The sequence below is a fragment of the Dialister sp. genome (assembly GCF_036343215.1).
Lineage (GTDB): Bacteria > Bacillota > Negativicutes > Veillonellales > Dialisteraceae > Dialister.
Map to the genome: position 1 here is coordinate 1 of NZ_JAZASU010000032.1, position 16,965 is coordinate 16,965.

At 50.0% G+C, this 16,965-nt stretch carries 12 protein-coding genes; 3 read left to right on the forward strand and 9 right to left on the reverse strand.

Features of this window, described 5'->3' with window-relative positions:
* Positions 1 to 351: 351 nt before the first annotated feature.
* The 6 genes from VZT47_RS06150 to VZT47_RS06175 all read right to left on the reverse strand — a co-directional run bounded on the left by VZT47_RS06150 (position 352) and on the right by VZT47_RS06175 (position 7,904).
* The gene (locus VZT47_RS06150) at positions 352 to 1,380 is read right to left on the reverse strand and encodes a deoxyguanosinetriphosphate triphosphohydrolase (RefSeq protein WP_330224092.1); all 1,029 of its coding nucleotides are present in this window, start codon (positions 1,378 to 1,380) and stop codon (positions 352 to 354) included.
* A gap of 464 nt (positions 1,381 to 1,844) precedes the next feature.
* Positions 1,845 to 2,672 carry a pyruvate, water dikinase regulatory protein gene (locus VZT47_RS06155; protein WP_330224093.1) on the reverse strand — a complete coding sequence of 276 codons (828 nt, stop codon included), beginning with the start codon at positions 2,670 to 2,672 and terminating at the stop codon, positions 1,845 to 1,847.
* Positions 2,673 to 2,684: 12 nt separating this feature from the next.
* A complete protein-coding gene (locus VZT47_RS06160; RefSeq protein WP_330224094.1) occupies positions 2,685 to 3,320 on the reverse strand; it encodes a helix-turn-helix transcriptional regulator in 636 nt (211 codons plus the stop codon).
* 124 nt (positions 3,321 to 3,444) lie between these two features.
* Positions 3,445 to 5,850 (reverse strand): phosphoenolpyruvate synthase, encoded by a 2,406-nt coding sequence (gene ppsA / locus VZT47_RS06165; protein ID WP_330224095.1) that lies wholly within the window; start codon positions 5,848 to 5,850, stop codon positions 3,445 to 3,447.
* 420 nt (positions 5,851 to 6,270) lie between these two features.
* A complete protein-coding gene (locus tag VZT47_RS06170) occupies positions 6,271 to 6,717 on the reverse strand; it encodes a MarR family winged helix-turn-helix transcriptional regulator (RefSeq protein ID WP_330224096.1) in 447 nt (148 codons plus the stop codon).
* A gap of 128 nt (positions 6,718 to 6,845) precedes the next feature.
* On the reverse strand, positions 6,846 to 7,904 hold the full coding sequence (locus VZT47_RS06175) for an ADP-ribosylglycohydrolase family protein (protein WP_330224097.1): 1,059 nt from the start codon (positions 7,902 to 7,904) through the stop codon (positions 6,846 to 6,848).
* Between the two features lie 436 nt (positions 7,905 to 8,340).
* Between VZT47_RS06175 and VZT47_RS06180 the strand changes: the two genes are divergently transcribed.
* The 3 genes from VZT47_RS06180 (at position 8,341) to nrdD (ending at position 12,429) form a co-directional block, all read left to right on the forward strand.
* The gene (locus VZT47_RS06180) at positions 8,341 to 9,024 is read left to right on the forward strand and encodes a hypothetical protein (protein WP_330224098.1); all 684 of its coding nucleotides are present in this window, start codon (positions 8,341 to 8,343) and stop codon (positions 9,022 to 9,024) included.
* Between the two features lie 35 nt (positions 9,025 to 9,059).
* The gene (locus VZT47_RS06185) at positions 9,060 to 9,326 is read left to right on the forward strand and encodes a DUF1294 domain-containing protein (RefSeq protein ID WP_330224099.1); all 267 of its coding nucleotides are present in this window, start codon (positions 9,060 to 9,062) and stop codon (positions 9,324 to 9,326) included.
* Positions 9,327 to 10,227: 901 nt separating this feature from the next.
* Positions 10,228 to 12,429, forward strand: a complete 2,202-nt coding sequence (gene nrdD / locus VZT47_RS06190) for an anaerobic ribonucleoside-triphosphate reductase (RefSeq protein WP_330224100.1) — start codon at positions 10,228 to 10,230, stop codon at positions 12,427 to 12,429.
* Between the two features lie 204 nt (positions 12,430 to 12,633).
* On the opposite strand, the gene VZT47_RS06195 is transcribed toward nrdD, so the two are convergent.
* The 3 genes from VZT47_RS06195 to VZT47_RS06205 all read right to left on the reverse strand — a co-directional run.
* A complete protein-coding gene (locus tag VZT47_RS06195; protein WP_330224101.1) occupies positions 12,634 to 14,313 on the reverse strand; it encodes an SWIM zinc finger family protein in 1,680 nt (559 codons plus the stop codon).
* Between the two features lie 121 nt (positions 14,314 to 14,434).
* On the reverse strand, positions 14,435 to 16,123 hold the full coding sequence (locus tag VZT47_RS06200; protein WP_330224102.1) for an SWIM zinc finger family protein: 1,689 nt from the start codon (positions 16,121 to 16,123) through the stop codon (positions 14,435 to 14,437).
* A partial coding sequence (locus tag VZT47_RS06205) for a hypothetical protein (RefSeq protein WP_330224103.1) occupies positions 16,120 to 16,965 on the reverse strand: 846 nt, incomplete at its 5' end. The genes VZT47_RS06205 and VZT47_RS06200, both read right to left, overlap by 4 nt.

Here is a 16,965-nt window from a genome sequence, read left to right on the forward strand (position 1 = left end):
AAGCGCTTATTGTCTTATAGCGGTATCCTATCACCGTTTGCGAAAAGCCTTACTGAGAGATGATGTTGTTAATTCAGAGACCTATCTGCTGTTTCTCATTTGAGTTACAATTCAACTTTACACAGTCTATTGTACACTCCCGCGCACATATAAAAAGCGCGCCTTTTATATGTTAAGCACTATCATTTCCGATAAATAGTATTAATCCATGGGCAGGGCCAGAGGCCCGTGCGCGAAGCGCACTCTATATGATTGGTTTTCCGAAGGAAAACCATATCCTTCACGGACCACGATTCACGAGCCACGAACCACGATAAGCTCCAATTGAGTCAATCCCTGATTCCCACTATGTTATTCCTTCTTAAACGTCCAGTACCGGGGCACGAAGATATCTTCAAAGAGGTTGATGGCGAAATTATCGGTAAGCCCGGAAATATAGTCTGTAGCCGCCAGGGAAACATTGCCTCCCGCGAGGCGCAGCTGTTTTTCCGGCAGGCGTCCGGGGAAATAGTTTCCTTTTTCGTCTTTTTCAGTGTACCAGGAATAGAGCATCTTCACCACATTGCTTCCCCGTTTCCTGTCGGGAATGAGGTTTTTGGACATATAGACTTCATCAAACATGAATTTTCTGAATTTGAGGAGAATCCGGTCCCCTTCCGGGCACATATGGATGCCGTCTTTTTCATCCTGCATGGAATGTTCCACTACATCGGTCACCATGGCGGTAATCATGGAGGAATGGGTCGTACCAATTCGTTTCTTCACATCCTCCGGTAAATCGGCGGGTCCGATGAGGCCCATATTTTCCGCATCATCATAATCATGGCAGAGGTAGGCAATCCGGTCAGCATATTTAATGATAGCCCCTTCCAGGGTATGGGCCCTGAGGGAGCCGCAATGATTGAGAATGCCGTCTTTCACTTCTTTCGTGAGGTTCAGGCCCTCCCCTTCTTTTTCCAGTTTCTCCACAATCCGGACGCTCTGTTCATTGTGTTCGAAATGGCCCGTCACTTCCTGAAGAGCCTGCTCTCCCACATGTCCGAAAGGCGTATGGCCCAGATCATGGCCCAATGCAATGGCTTCCACCAGATCTTCATTGAGGGAAAGGGCCCTGGCCATGGTCCGGCCGATCTGGGCTACTTCCAGGGTATGGGTCATACGGGTCCTGTAATGGTCTCCCATGGGAGCAATATAGACCTGGGTCTTATGCTTCAGGCGCCGGAAAGAATTGCTGTGAAGAATCCGGTCCCGATCCCGCTGGAAATCAGTGCGCAGCGGGTCCCTCTTCTCTTCCCTGTCCCGCCTGGCATTGGCGGAAAGAGCAGCCCGGCTGCACAGAATTTTCTTCTCTAATTCCTCGCTCCGTTCACGGACAAGCATAGGTGCCTCCTTATCAATCGAAAATCGTAGTTCTTATATCTATTTTAGCATGGATGGGAGCGTTTGTATTCAATCTTGAGGAAATTGGATGGTGTCATTTGGGAAGAATCGTTCTTCGTTGCTCGTTAAGGATATCGTTTCCCTCGGAAGTCAATCATATAAATGAAATTGGCTCACATAGAGCTATCCGTTCTTCGTTGTTCGTGATTCGTTGTTCGTTAAGGATATGGTTTGCTGCGCAAACCAATTTTATAGAGCCGGCTTCGCCGACGGCCTTCGGCTCTCATCTTCATAAAAAATCGGATCTTACGCCTGTGCACACTCCCCATATAAAATCCGCGGCCCGTCAGGGCCGCCACATTCACGAAGAACGAACAACGAATCACGAAGAACGATTTCTCGAAATCTCTTCCACGCAAAAGGACCCGCCCAATGGGCGGGTCCGGGATCAAGCCAAAATCAAATCAATATTTATCCCCATACACTTCTTTATTTCTCTGCACGATGGACATGATCCTGCTGGCAGTTTCTTCGATGGCCTTGTTGGATACATCAATCACGAGGCAGTGAAGCTGGCGCATGACTTCTTTCGCATAGGACAGTTCATCTTCAATCCGGGCGATGTCGGTATAGTTGGCGGTACCGGAGAAGCCCAGGGCTTTCATTCGTTCGCTGCGGATGGTATTCAGCTTGTAGGGATCGATGATGAGGCCAATGATGCGATAGGGCGGCACATGGAATATTTCTTCCGGCAGCGGCACTTCCGGTACCAGGGGAAGGTTGGCTACCTTGAATTTCTTGTGGGCCATGTACATGGAAAGAGGTGTCTTGGAGGTGCGGGAAACACCGATCAGGACCACATCGGCTTTTTCAAAGCCTGCCGGGTTCTTGCCATCGTCATATTTCACCGCAAATTCAATGGCTGCCACTTTCTTGAAATATTCTTCGTCCAGTTTGTGGATGATACCCGGTTTCATGCGGGGTTTCGTGGAGGAAATGGTACCCACCATATTCATCATGGGGCCCAGGATGTCCACATAGCGCACATTCTTTTCTCTGGCGATTTTTTCGAAGGTCTGGCGGAGTTCCGGGCTCACCAGGGTGTGGCAGACCACGGCATGATGGGCAGACGCTTCTTCCAGCACTTTCTGTACCTGTTCCCCGTGGCGGATAAAGGGGACTCTCACGATATCGATGTCTTCATCAAACTGGCTGATGGTGGCCTTGGCCACACTTTCCGCCGTTTCCCCCAGGGAGTCGGAGACTACATACACTTCCGGAATCTTAGTCAATGGGGTCACTCCTTATCTGTCCCTGCCTTTTCCCAGTTCCAGGAAGAGACGGGTAATATTTGTTTTGGAAATACGTCCTTTGAGTTTGAATTTCTTTTCTCCCCTGACGTCATGGAAGACGCCTACCGGGAGGCAGTCGATTTCATAATCCATGAGTTTCTGGGCAATGGAAACCATGTCTTCATCCGGTTCCGCATAAATCATCTTGGAACGGGAGGTCATGACCATGGAAATAGGAACCTTGGTCATATCTTCGCGGCCCATGGCGGTTTTCAGGAGATCTTTTCTGGAAACCACGCCCAGGACATCATCTTCCGTCCCCACGAAAAGGGTCCCTATGTCTTCTGTGAAAAGGAGGACTGCCGCATCATAGGCATTGGAGTCCGCATGGACCAGGACGGGCCGGGACATGCAGGCTTCGGCAGTGCAGGAACGGATTTCTGCTGCTGCCGGGTCTTCTCCCCCACCCAGATAGTAATAGCCCAGTCTTCTCCTGGCTGCAATCACTTCTCCGGAAAGAAGGACGGCCAGGTCTCCTCGAAGGGCGCTTCTGGTAACGTGCAGTCGGTCTGCTATCATTTCTCCCGTAATGGGCCCGTTTTCACGGACGATACGGGTGATTTCCTTCTGACGGCTGGTAAGCTGCATCTTTACTCCTTCCTTGGTATATCCGGGTTTTTCCCTGAAATCAAGGCAAACCGGGACTGCTTTCGCAGCCCCGGTTGCCGGAATTGTTCAAATCACGGGCGTACCGGAGGCAAAGACTACCTGATTACCATTTGTAGTCTTCTGCTTCTTTCAGTCCTCTGCCGGTAGCTGCATCAAGCATGATTCTCTGTTCAATGCGTGCTACGTTTCTCTTGGTAGCTTTGACCATATCCGGGTTTACGGATACGAAATCGATGCCGCTCTTGACCAGGAATTCGGTGAAGTCCGGGTATACGGACGGTGCCTGACCGCAGATGGAAACGGTCTTGCCGTCTTTGTGGGCGGTTTCGATGAGATGGCGGACAGCTCTCTTGATGGCCAGGTTGCGTTCATCGAAGAGAGCGGAAACGGTATCATTGTTTCTGTCGCAGCCGAGGATCAGCATTGTTAAATCGTTGGAGCCGATGGAGTAGCCGTCTACATACTGATTGAATTTGTCAGCCAGGATGATGTTGGACGGAATTTCTGCCATCAGGAACAGTTTGAAGTCCGGACCTCTTTCCAGTCCTTCTTCTTTCATGATTGCGGTGACTTTAGCTGCTTCATCTACGGTTCTGCAGAACGGAATCATGCAGTTCAGGTTCTTCAGGCCGAATTCTTCACGGACTTTCTTTACAGCTTTCAGTTCGAGACGGAATGCAGCGGTGTATTTCGGATCATAGTAACGGGAAGCGCCTCTCCAGCCGAGGAGATCTGCCGGTTCCACCGGTTCAAATTTGTCGCCGCCCTTGAGGTTTCTATATTCGCCGGATTTGAAGTCGGAGAAACGGAGTACGACCGGACGCGGAGAAAGGGCACGGCATACTTTGGCAATGCCTTCTGCCAGCATATCGATGACTTTTTCCGGTTTGCCCTGTTCGATGAGGTACAGCGGGTGTTCATGAATGAAAGTAGTCCAGATGAATTCTTCACGCATCAGGCCGATGCCGTCGCAGGGCAGGGATGCGTATTTATCAGCCAGGTCCGGATCGCCCAGGTTCATGAGGACGCCGGTGCCGGTAGGAGCAAAATATTCAGCAGCTACGACAGTCTGTGCAGCAGGAGTACCGGCAGACTGAGCTGCTTCCGGTTTCTTTACAAGGTCAGCCACGATGCCTTCATAAACGATACCGTTCTGGGCATCGATGGTGATATCCTGGCCGGATTTCAGAACTTTGGTTGCTTCCACGCTGCGGCTCTTGGTGCCTACTACGCAGGGAATGCCCAGTTCTCTGGATACGATGGATGCATGGCAGGTCATGCCGCCTGCATCGGTAACGATGGCAACTGCTTTTTTCATAGCCGGTACCCAGTCCGGGCTGGTCATGGTAGTAACGAGAACTTCGCCTTCCTGGAATTCATCGATATCTTTCGGGTCGGTGATGACATGGCATTTGCCTGCAGCCATTCCCGGGGAAGCCGGAAGACCTTTAACAAGTACTTTATGATCAGTTGTCATTTTCACTTCTCCATTACCTGCTTTCTTTTCCTTATTCTTCTTGGACCATACGGTTTCCGGACGAGCCTGGAGAATCCAGATGCGGTCCTTGTGATCGACTGCCCATTCCATATCCATGTAGCAGCCGTAATGCTTTTCAATGGCCTTTGCATAGGAAGCCAGTTCTACGACCTGGTCATCGGAGAGAGCCTGGGATTTTGCTCTTTCTTCCGGAACTTTTCTTTCTTCTACATCGCCGCCTTCTTTACGAACCAGTTCGATGGCTTTTTCATTGACGATGCGGGAACGGATGGTGAGATCTTCTTTGTTGACGATGAAGTTATCCGGGGTTACGGTACCCTGAACGACATATTCGCCAAGGCCCCAGGAGCCTTCAATCATGACGCAGGAATCATCGCCATTGGCAATGTTTACGGTAAACATAACGCCGGCCACTTTGGAATCAGCCATCATCTGGACAGCTGCGGAAAGAGCCACGTTTTCATGGTCGAAATTCTTCTTTGCCCGGTAGTAAACGGCACGGTCGGTGAAAGTGGAAGCATAGCATTCCTTTACTTTTCTGATGACCATATCGCGGCCGGTGATATTGAGGTATGTATCCTGCTGGCCGGCAAAGGATGCATCCGGCAGGTCTTCAGCGGTAGCGGAAGAGCGGACAGCGACATAGGGATTTTCTTCTCCCACTTTCCTGGCCAGTTCTTCATAAGCGTCGCCAATCTGCTGTGCCAGATCTTCCGGCATATCAGCGGAAACGATGCTTTCGCGGATCTTCGTGCAGACTTCATGCAGTTCTACGGAATCTTCCACATCATCCAGGCCCTGCAGCAGTTCATGAATCTTCTTGTTCTGGCCGGTAGCTTCCATGAAATAACGGTATGCATGCGCGGTGGTAGCATAGCCGTAAGGAACCGGAACATGGGTGGAAGTGGTCAGTTCACCAAGGGAAGAAGATTTACCGCCAACCAGATTGACGTCCTTCCTGTGGAGTTCATCAAACCATAAAACATAAGCATTCTCTCTTGCGTCCATCATAGCCCTCCTTAAGGTATGAAGATTGAAATAAAAAACAAATTCTTGTACACTTTTTCGGTTCAGCAAATTTATAGTATACCTTTAAGTGTAAAAAGTCAAGGAAACAGAGTGCAAAGAGTGTGCTATTTTATGGAAATAAACATATCCTTTATTAGAGACAGCCTGTTTTATCAGGAAATATGAGCCATTTAAAGGGATATAAAAATACTCTCACAGAGGGGGAAGGGAGATTCTATAAGGAATCAGTCTCGTACGTGCCGGGTTCGATTCCTGTCAGAGGGGCGGTACCGGGAAGATGGCCTCATGTTTTCCCGGTATCGTTCATTGAGACCCGGTCCATTGCCCCGCGTGTGATTTCTTATTCCCGATTCCCTCCGGAATTTCCCACTGAAAAAGCCCCGCAAAGGCGGGGCTTTCATTTCAGACCGGATGTCTGTTGCTGACGAGGATTCTTTTGACTTCCATAATGGTCCGTACGGCGGACACCACATCATCTTCCGATATTTCATCCATTTCATCGCTGAGCCAGTCACGGAACTGGGTGATGTATTTATCATAGTATTTTTCTCCCAGTTTCGTCAGTTCCAGATGATACACTCTTTTATCTTCCGTGCTTCTTGTCTTCACGAGGACCTTCATTTCACAGAGTTCGTTCACCAGCTTGGTGATGGAAGGAAGGGTTCCTCCCATTTCCGAAGCCACGTCGCTTACCCGGACGATTCCATTTTTCTCCTGCAGCGTATGCACCGCATCCACTACCCTCACGTGTCTTGGCTTCATCTTCTTCGGCAGTGGCGGAAGAAGTTCGCAGATTTTCTTTGCCTCCTGGCAGGAAAGCAGGAATTCGCGAATCAGGTCTTTATCCATTTCATTTCTCCTTTAACTGTTGAGGATTATCACATGGAAATAATAGCACATATTTTAATTTTCTGCTTAAGAGTTTTTTTATGACTGTTAATAAAAAAAGAGACACCGCAGGGTCTCTTTTTTTTGAATTATTTATGATATTTTCCATATACATAGAAAAGACGGTCTGCCATAAATCCGATGGGCTCGGCACCTTCCAGGATATCGGCCCAGTAGCGGGGCATGAACGCCTCTCCAAACCGGGCCCCTTCGATGGCTCCGGTAACGAAAGCAGTCGTATTGCTCCTTCCGCCGTGATTGGCGGAAATGATCAGGGCATCTGTGGGGTCGTCCAATGCCAGGCATGCATAAACGGCAATGGCCAGGGCTTCATTGGCTTCCCGGCCGCTTCCCAGGGAAGAAATGCTGTCGATGTGATCCCAGGTCCCTGATTTCCCGGCCGGACGGTTGTTTGCCTGGGCTTCTGCCGCGCTCAAAAGGGAAATAATGGGATCCGTCTTGTGAAGCTTGCCCAGAAGTTCCTCCGCCCGCTGAAGGGCTTTCGGAAGGGTCCAGCCATCGGAGATGCAGGAAATAATAACGGCCAGTGCTCCGGCGGAATAATAGGACAGGGGATTGGAATGGGAGAGGGCTGCCGCTTTCACAGCCTGGTCAAAAGCCGTTTTGCTGTCCCCCGTATAGAGCAGGCCCACCGGTACGGCCCGGGAAAGGGAGGCTGCCCCTTTGCTGTCGTTTATTTTCACCCTGACAGACCCGCGGAAATCTTTGGAAAAAGCGGAAAGCACGCCATCTTCCGGATTCCTTCTGGCATGCATGAATTTTTCGCGGAGCAGACAGAATTCCCTCTCATGAGGCTGCCTTCTCATCCAGGTCCGCTGGCCCCTTTTCGGTTCCTCTCCGGTCTGGCTGTAATACCAGCGCATGAAACCGCGGTAAATGCCATCCAGCACATCCAGTTTCTTGGCATCTGCCCATAGTATGCCATCAATGGCAGCCAGGACCATCTGGGTATTATCCGTGACCGGCGCCTTCCGTCCATTCTTGACATCCCGCACCAGGGTACGCAGGCCGAAAGGCCCGAAACGGTGCTGGATACGGGCGACGGAGAAATTCTGCAGAGGATATCCCAGCGCGTCACCGCAGGCGCCTCCCAGCAGTGCTCCACGAAACTTTTTTATGTCCGCCATGGCTTCCTCCTTCTCTCTGATGCTTCCGGGCCATTTCCGTTTCCGGAAAATAAAAGTTTCTGCATATACACAATGTACAGAAACTCATCAACCATCAGGGCTCTTCCCCATCTATAAACACTTTTCCTTATGGTTCTATTATAGCATATTCCGGAACAAACAAAGAAAATTTTATCTCCTCAAACTCAAAAAAATGTTGTATACTAATTATTTTACACCTGCTTTTTCAAAGGTAAACCATCCTCCCATAAGCTTTTGAACCGGGCGCCGGAAATCCGGGGCGGACCATTTCCCTGTGGAAATCATGCCCCTTCAAAATCCCGATTCTCCTTTCCCCTGATGGTCTGTCTGCTGCCGATTCCCGATGTGAAGCCCGTCCCAATCTTTACCCGATTCTCTCTTACAGGGTATACTAAGGGAAGACGAGGTAATCATCATGAAATATAAACCCATCCTGCTGGCTGCACTTTCATTTCTCCTCATGCCTCTTTGTGGAGAAGCCGGTGATATTTCCACCATTTCCATATGGAGGAACGGGACCTTCGAAGACCTCCCCGTTCCCCCGCCGCCGGAGGATCCGGAAATCATCATCCCGAAGAAAATCAAAAAGCACACATCCAGGCCTTCCGAAGACCCGCTGCTCCAAAACGCCCTCCTTGCCTGTTTCGAAGGAGCCGGCCAGGATCGGGACAGTCTATCCTACGCCTGGAACGAAGCCGATCTGGACGGCGGAGAAAAAGAAGCCCTGGTACTGGTGACAGGAAACGAAATCGACAAGTCCGGACGGCCCCTGCTTCTTATTTTTACCAAAGGAAAAGAGGGCTGGACAGAAGGACAGATCCTCACCGGCATGGAGTATCCCATCCTCATCCCGAAAAGAGATAAAAAGAGGAAAGCGGGGAGCCTCACGCCTTTTTATTTCCTCTCCGTCGATGACGAAGGGAAAGGCCGTCTCCTGAAGCTGTCACCGGAAAACGGGGCCTATCCTTCCGCCGCCGGCGGGGAAGAAGCGGGGATAGAGGAAATCAAAAAACTCAAAGGGGACGCCTTCTTCTGCAGCGCTGACAGAAAGAAGACATCCATCACCTGGTTTCCCCTTGCCGGCCGCCATCAGGAATAAGCATGGCGGGCAGCGGCCCGCCGCGGAGGAACATTATGGAATACATCTTTATATATATACTCATCATCAATATTCTTGCCTTCTGCCTTTACGGGATTGATAAATGGAAAGCCGTCCGCGGAGCCTGGCGCCTGTCGGAAATGACCCTCCTCCTCGCAGCCTTTCTTGGCGGAGCCGCCGGAGCCTTTCTCGGCATGCGCATCTTTCACCATAAGACGAGACACTGGAAATTCAAAATCCTCGTGCCCCTCTTCCTGATCCTGGAAATACTGGGACTGGGGTATCTATACTTCATCTTCTGAAAAAAGCCCGGGCTGCCGGGCTTTTCATATGGGAGTGGATGGCTGATGGGGAATAGCTGATGGGGAATCGATGGCCTGGGCTGAACCCATTTTCTGCAGGAAGCTGTACATGGGGGAATAAAGTGTTCCTGAAGCTTCAAGGTGGAAGGAAACTGTTTAGTGAAAAGCCCCGCATTGGGGTTAACAGGTTCATGGGTTCATCGGCGAGTCACCATATCCTCATCCTTCAGAAAGAATTTTCCGTGGGAGAATAGCTAACGACAGAAAATGCAGGCCAAAGGCCCTATAAAAAAACGCGGCCGTCAGGCCGCCACCTTCACGAACCACGAATCACGAAGTTTCGAACATGTCTATACCGGTCCACGTCCCTTTCAAGGCTGACCCACGAATACCGCAGCTGACTCAACCCATTGTATCTGCCAGTTGACTCCAACAATCCCATATATACTCCGCGGCCCGCCAGGGCCGCCACCTTCACGAACCACGAATCACGAAGTTTCGAACCTGTCTATACCGGTCCACGTCCCTTTCAAGGCTAACTCACGAATACCGTAACTGACTCAGCTCACAGTAACTGCCCAATGACTCCACCCCACTATTCACCCTCTATAAAAAAATTCCATACCCCGCCTGTCAGGTACCGGTAAAAAAAGAAAATCCCCATTTTACGCACTTTTTTCAACATGACTGCATGCCTCCTGCACCGAACGTTTCATTAGAAATGAAAATGACCCCTTTGGGGGTATTCCATTTTTCCTGAAATTGTTGTATGATATCTCACGTCACAAGATATTGTGCCTGCAATTTGAAATCCAACCAATATTTAGTATAATTGGATGAAATAGCAACAATGCCGATTTTATGGAGAAAATCGGCTTATTTATTGAGGAGAGTGCGAAAAATGGAGAGCGTTGAAGAAATTCATGTAAAAACGAATGTAATAAAGCGTAACGGCCAGGAAGTAACCTTTGATATTTCCAAAATCGTAAATGCGATTACCAAGGCCAATAAGGAAGTGGAACCGGTTCACCAGATGAACGTATTCCAGATCCGCGCCGTAGCCGATACGATTGCCAAGAAAATCGCCTCCTATCCCCATGCGGTGAATGTGGAAGATATCCAGGATATGGTAGAACGGGGCATCATGGAAATGAGAGGCTATGAAGTGGCCCAGAAATATGTCCGCTACCGTTACAAGAGAGAAATCTCCCGCAAGAGCAATACCACCGATGACGGCATCCTTTCCCTCATCGATCTCTCCAATGAAGAAGTGAAGCAGGAAAATTCCAACAAGAATCCTGTCATCAATTCCACCCAGCGTGACTACATGGCCGGCGAAGTATCCAAGGATCTCACCCGCCGCCTGCTGCTGCCGGAAGATATCGTAAAGGCTCATGACGAAGGAATCATCCATTTCCATGATGCCGACTATTTCGCCCAGCGTGAACACAACTGCGATCTCATCAATCTGGAAGATATGCTGCAGAATGGCACCGTCATCAGCCAGACCATGATTGAAAAACCCCATTCCTTCTTCACTGCCTGCAACGTGACCACCCAGATCGTGGCCCAGGTGGCTTCCAACCAGTATGGCGGCCAGTCCTTTACCCTGGCACACCTGGCTCCATTCGTCGATATTTCCCGCAAAAAGATTACAAAGGAAGTCATTGCGGAAAGAGAAGAAACCGGGGAAGTGCTGGATGATGAAATCATCAGCAAGATCGTGGCCCGCCGCCTGAAGGAAGAAATCAAATCCGGCATCCAGACCATCCAGTACCAGCTCATTACCCTGATGACCTGCAATGGTCAGGCACCCTTCGTCACCATGTTCATGTACCTGGACGAAGTACCGGAAGGGCAGACCAGAAAAGATCTGGCCATGATCATCGAAGAAGTCCTCCGTCAGCGCATGCAGGGCGTAAAGAATGAAAAAGGCGTATGGATCACCCCGGCCTTCCCGAAACTCATCTATGTCCTCGATGAAGACAATATTCACGAAGACTCTCCCTACTACTACCTCACGAAGCTGTCTGCCGAATGCACTGCCAAGCGCATGGTGCCGGACTATATTTCCGCAAAGATCATGAAGGAATACAAAAACGGCGATATTTATCCCTGCATGGGCTGCCGCTCCTTCCTCACCCCGGATATCGAAGGTCTCGGTGAAGGCGGAAAGCATAAATACTATGGCCGTTTCAATCAGGGCGTAGTCACCATCAATCTGGTAGACGTGGCCTGCTCCTCCGGCGGAGACATGGATAAATTCTGGAAGATTTTCGAAGAAAGACTGGAACTCTGCCACAGAGCCCTCCGCTGCCGTCATGAAAGACTCCTGGGCACCGTTTCCGACGTAGCCCCGATTCTCTGGCAGTACGGTGCCCTGGCCCGTCTGAAGAAGGGAGAAACCATCGATAAGCTCCTCTTCAACAATTACTCCACCATTTCCCTGGGCTATGCAGGCCTCTATGAAATGTGCGTCCGCATGCTGGGCGTTTCCCACACCACCGAAGAAGGCAGGAAATTCGGTCTCGCCGTCATGCAGAAACTGAACGACAAATGCGCCGAATGGAGAAAAGCGGAAAATATTTCCTACTCCGTCTACGGCACTCCTATGGAATCCACCACCTACAAATTCGCCAAATGCCTCCAGAAACGGTGGGGCATCATTCCGGGAGTCACCGATAAGAATTACATCACCAACAGCTACCATGTCCATGTGGCTGAAAAGATCGATGCCTTCCATAAGCTGAAATTCGAATCCGAATTCCAGAGACTCTCCCCGGGCGGCGCCATCTCCTACATCGAAGTGCCGAACATGCAGACCAATATCCCTGCAGTTCTTACCGTCATGAAATATATCTATGAAAATATCATGTACGCAGAACTGAATACCAAGAGCGATTACTGCATGGTCTGCGGTTACGATGGAGAAATCAAAATCGTGGAAGATGACAATGGCAAACTGGTCTGGGAATGCCCGAACTGCGGCAATCGTGACCAGCATAAAATGAGCGTAGCCAGAAGAACCTGCGGATACATCGGCACCCAGTTCTGGAACCAGGGAAGAACCCAGGAAATCAAGGACAGAGTGCTTCACCTGTAATTTTGAGAAATAGAAATACAAAAAGAGCTGTGCCCGGGCACAGCTCTTTTTTCGTGGGGAAAATTCGTGATTCGTTGTTCGTTACTCATGATCCGTGATACACCATTTGCTATCGGCCATTAGCCGTTAGCAATCAGCCATCAGTGATTGACCATATATCCTCAGCAGCACCTTCCCCGGAATCAATCAGGGAAGGTGGATGAATCATTTTCCTTTATGTTTCCCGAGGAATTCCAGCAGCTTTTCTTCCAGCAGCCGTTTACGGGGATAGGTCACAAGCCATTTCTCTGCCAGCTTCACAGCCTCCTCTTTTCCGCCTTTGAACTGACTGATGTGTTCCAGCTGGCAGATCAGATCTTCATAATCTGCCCGTTTTTTAGCCGTGAGGACATCAGCCTCCGCATGATCGATGTAAGCCTGAAAGATTTCTTCGGCATAATCCTTCTTCAGCATCCTGGCATAGGCCCCTATTTCATAAAGGTCAGGCATGCCGGAATGGGCGGTTTTTTTGAAAATCATCTCATAGAGGGCTGTCTTATCACTTTCCTCCGAAAGGAGCCCCAGCTGTTCGCTGCGGTATTCAAAGGAGGGAAGCATTTTGTCCCGGTAAACCGGCCATTCCTCTTTGCTGAGAAGTTTCCCGATCCGGTGATATATATCTCTTTTCCCCTCGTGAGACTCATGATGGAACCGGTCCAGAAGTTCATCTGCCACCTTTTTCCGGTCTCCCGCTTCCTCATAAAGCTTGAGCAGACGGTCCGAATATTCCTTCACCAGGAGAGGATTGGCTGCATCCAGTTTCCTGCTTTCTTCAAGGATGGAAATGACCTTCTTCTTGTCGCCCCTGTTTTCCGCTTTATTCATACATATATCCCGGACATCGGCAAACTGCCAGTGCTCATGACACCAGGCATCCACTTCTTCCTCTCCCGCCCCCAGTTCTTCCATGAGGCCGATTCTCTTTCTTACCTTTGGCCGGTGGAGAAAGGTTTCCGAAACCGGCGCCTTTCCATGCTCTTTTTCGAAAAGTTCCAAAGTTCGGTCAATCTCTTTCAGTTCTTCCCGCCAGTCATCAGGAGTAGTCAGTTCTTCATCCAGAAAATCCTCCATGGTTTCATAAAGAATTTCCCTTATGCTGTCATCATTCATCCGGGCTTTGAGCCAGCTTTTGACGAGATTTTTTCCATCCGTTCCCGGAAGGCGGATCATCTTTTTCCAGATGTCCATGCAGGAATCCATAATGGATTCGATATCACTGAAATCATCATAAATGACATCATTGAGTCTCAGGAAAACATCGGTGGACAGCCGGAATGCTTCTTCATAGCTTTTCCTGTTCCACAGCTCCTCTGCCGTGTCCTCCAGCAGGGAACACACATTTCGCTGAAAGACGCAGGACTCTATGGCGTTCAGGAAGGAATGGTCCCTGTAAGGTTCAAAGAATTCGTCCATCATCCGACTGACTTTTTTCAGCTGCGCTTCGGGACTGCGGGCAGAATAGAGGAAAGCAATCCGGTTGGCCGTATATTCATCCTTTGCAAGGTCAAGGACCAGATTCATCAGCTCATCCCGTGAAAGGTCCCTGATATAGCTGGAAACGTCCAGATGAGAAACAGGTCTTTCTTTTTCTTCTGCTGCCAGAAGGACCGCCGCCATGTGTTTGCAGTGATTTCCGTCTGCCGCATCCATACAGCCGCAGAACATAGTCTTCGGCAGGCCATCTTTCATCAGGATATTCACCCGATAATTCCAGGTACCGCCCACCAGGGCTGAAATCCGGTCTCCCTGTATATCCAGTTGACTGATGGCGCCCTCTTCCCAGTACGCCTTTCCCTCTTCCAGTGTTATATCCCTGAATTTCTTTCTCCAGTTTTTGTCAATCATAAGAATTCCCCCAGTGCTCCCCAGATACCCATCGACAGCGGCCGATTCATTATTTCCGGTCAAAAGGCCCAAATCGTTTTTCTGTCAGTGTAACAGGCCTCTTGTTATCCGGACAGAAGACTCAGAAAAGAGTCCCATCCTCCGCGATTTCTATTTCCTTATTCTTTTTCAGATAATTTTCCATTTCGCTGACCAGGAGTTTTCTAGTAGGATACGCAGCCATCCATTCTTTTGCCAGCTTCCGGGCCAGCGCTTTTCCGCCTTTGTACTGCTGCAGCCTGTAAAGGCAGGAAATAAGGACCGAATAGGCATACCGGCTGCGGGAATCGGCCGCATAGGCGTCCAGATATTTTTCATATCGCTGAAGGATTTCACGGTCATATTTCCCGGAGAGAAATGGACCATAGGTATGAATGAAGTCCATGTCATTGTCCTTCATGATTTCCCGGTACAGTTCCTCTTGCAGGCCTTCCTCTGCCAGGATCTCACACCTTGTTTTCCCGTCCCTCACATGGGCAATGAGCTCACCTCGGGAGGATTCCCATTTCTCCTTCGGGCAGAGATTTTTGATTTCCCTGAATTCTTCGAGGCTGTTATAGGAACTATGGAGGAAGAGGAGGACCCGGTTTTCCAGTTCCTTTTCCCTGTTTCCTGTCTCATGGTAAGCTTTCACCAGTTCCCTGGCGATGCTTTCCAGGTCATAGTCCCTGGCGGCTCCCCCCTTGTCCTCTTCCAGGAGGGGAATCAGGCCCTCCCAGTCCTTCCCCAGTTCCAGTTTCCACTTGTAGTGGTCCCTGACTTCTTTATAGGAAATATGGGCTCTCTCATAGTCCGCAATTTCCTTTGGCGCCATGGAAAGCCGCTCCATGAGGAGAATCCTGTCCATCATCATGACGCCAAGAGACCCATAGGAAGAGCCGGTCGGAGGCTTTCCCCCGTTTTGGATGCCGATATCGATTTCCCGGTCCAGCTTTTTCAGGGCTTCCCTGTTTTCCTCTTCCGACCAGAGTTCTTCTTCTATAAAGTTTGAAATCAGGTCCTGCAGGTATTCATCGGTGGAATCCTTCTTTGCGATTTTCAGGAGCCTTTCCCTGATGGCCTTTTTCTCCATATCAGAACAGGCACCCACAATTTCTTTCCAGATATCCATGCACCGGTCATAGGAGCCTTCCATGTCGGAGTCCACATATTCTTCCGAATCACTCAACGCAAAGAAGACGTAGAGGGAGAGCTCGAAGGCATCCATGTAATGCCCCTCACTCACAAGAGTCTCCACCCGCTCATCCAGAAAGTGATCGATATCCGCGAAAAAAACGTCGGCTTCCATATAATCGACATATTCACTGCCAAATTCATCGAAAATATCATCGGCCTCCTTTTTCAGCTTCTTCATCAGGGCATCAGAAATTTTGGGGGAAAAGCGGACGAGGAAATCGTTGGCCAGCTCCTCATGATTCCTGATGACCTCAAGGGCCCAGGCATTCAGCTTTTCCCTGGGCATTTCCTTTACGATTTCTTCCAGTTCATCCCTGCTCCCGGCACCATCCTTCCTTTCCTCCGCCTTGAAGAGGACGGCCGCCATGTGTTTGCAGTAATTTCCTTCCACAGCATAGGGGCAGGAGCAGCGCAGGGAATCGGGGAATCCATCTTTCAGCTCAATCGTCACCCGGTAATCGTAATTCCCGCTCACCACGGCACTGATCCGATCATTCTGTATTTTTAAATCTTTTACCGCGCCATTGTCCGCATAGTCTTCTCCCTTTTCCAGAATAGAATCGGGAAATAAATGGGTCCAGTTCTTTTTCGTCATAAAAATCCCTCCAGTTGAACGTTGAGAAGCCTTCTTCCGGGCCGCTGATTCATCCATTTTTCTGCCAGTTTCCTGGCCAGGTCCCGCCCGCCATTGAATTTCGTCAGCCTGTACAGCTCCCGGATCAGGACCTCATAGGCCTTGCGGCCCCCGGCGTCTTCTGCCATGGTATCCAGAAGGCAGGCATAAGCGGAAAGAAACGCTTTTCCATCCACTTTTTCCAGCATGTATCCGTACCGGTTCAGTGTGGAAAGGTCCGGCTCCTTCATGACTTCCTGATAAAGTTCCTCTGTCATGCCCTCTTCTTCGAATATTTCCAGACGGATACCTCCGACAGTTTTACCGAGAAGTTTTTCCTTCACCGACGGCCAGTCAGCCGCCGGAGAGAGCTGCCGAATCCGTTTGTAATCGGCGATGGTCCGCGACGGATCTTCCGCAAAAAGGGCCATGCGCTCTGCCATTTCCTCTTTGGCAAGGCCCGATGCGCAGTACAGATCCGCCAGTTTTCTTCTATAGGAAAGGCGGGGGCTGCGGATTCCTCCATTTTTCTCTGCCTCTATCCCCTCTTTCAGGAGGGAAATCAGCTTTTCCGTATTTCTGCTTTCTTCGGACTCCTTCATATAGGCTTCCCGGATCACCCGGAAATGGCGATGAGCGTAACGCCACTTTTCTATTTCCTCATCGCCCGCCCCGAGGCGTTTCATGATTTCCATCCGTTTCGACACCCCGTCGGAGGTGGTTATGGTGGAAATATCCCGCACATAGGGACTTTCCGTCCGATGGGCATAAGCGTCAATCCGGTCATCCAGCACGAGAAGCTGCCGGCGGAGTTCTTCCTCCGT

Bases quoted from the DNA above. Each gene is read 5' to 3' on its own strand.
- VZT47_RS06150 (WP_330224092.1), bottom strand. From the start codon at position 1,380: ATGCTTGTCCGTGAACGGAGCGAGGAATTAGAGAAGAAAATTCTGTGC.
- VZT47_RS06160 (WP_330224094.1), bottom strand. From the start codon at position 3,320: ATGCAGCTTACCAGCCGTCAGAAGGAAATCACCCGTATCGTCCGTGAA.
- ppsA (WP_330224095.1), bottom strand. From the start codon at position 5,850: ATGATGGACGCAAGAGAGAATGCTTATGTTTTATGGTTTGATGAACTC.
- VZT47_RS06170 (WP_330224096.1), bottom strand. From the start codon at position 6,717: ATGGATAAAGACCTGATTCGCGAATTCCTGCTTTCCTGCCAGGAGGCA.
- VZT47_RS06175 (WP_330224097.1), bottom strand. From the start codon at position 7,904: ATGGCGGACATAAAAAAGTTTCGTGGAGCACTGCTGGGAGGCGCCTGC.
- VZT47_RS06180 (WP_330224098.1), top strand. From the start codon at position 8,341: ATGAAATATAAACCCATCCTGCTGGCTGCACTTTCATTTCTCCTCATG.
- VZT47_RS06185 (WP_330224099.1), top strand. From the start codon at position 9,060: ATGGAATACATCTTTATATATATACTCATCATCAATATTCTTGCCTTC.
- nrdD (WP_330224100.1), top strand. From the start codon at position 10,228: ATGGAGAGCGTTGAAGAAATTCATGTAAAAACGAATGTAATAAAGCGT.
- VZT47_RS06195 (WP_330224101.1), bottom strand. From the start codon at position 14,313: ATGATTGACAAAAACTGGAGAAAGAAATTCAGGGATATAACACTGGAA.
- VZT47_RS06200 (WP_330224102.1), bottom strand. From the start codon at position 16,123: ATGACGAAAAAGAACTGGACCCATTTATTTCCCGATTCTATTCTGGAA.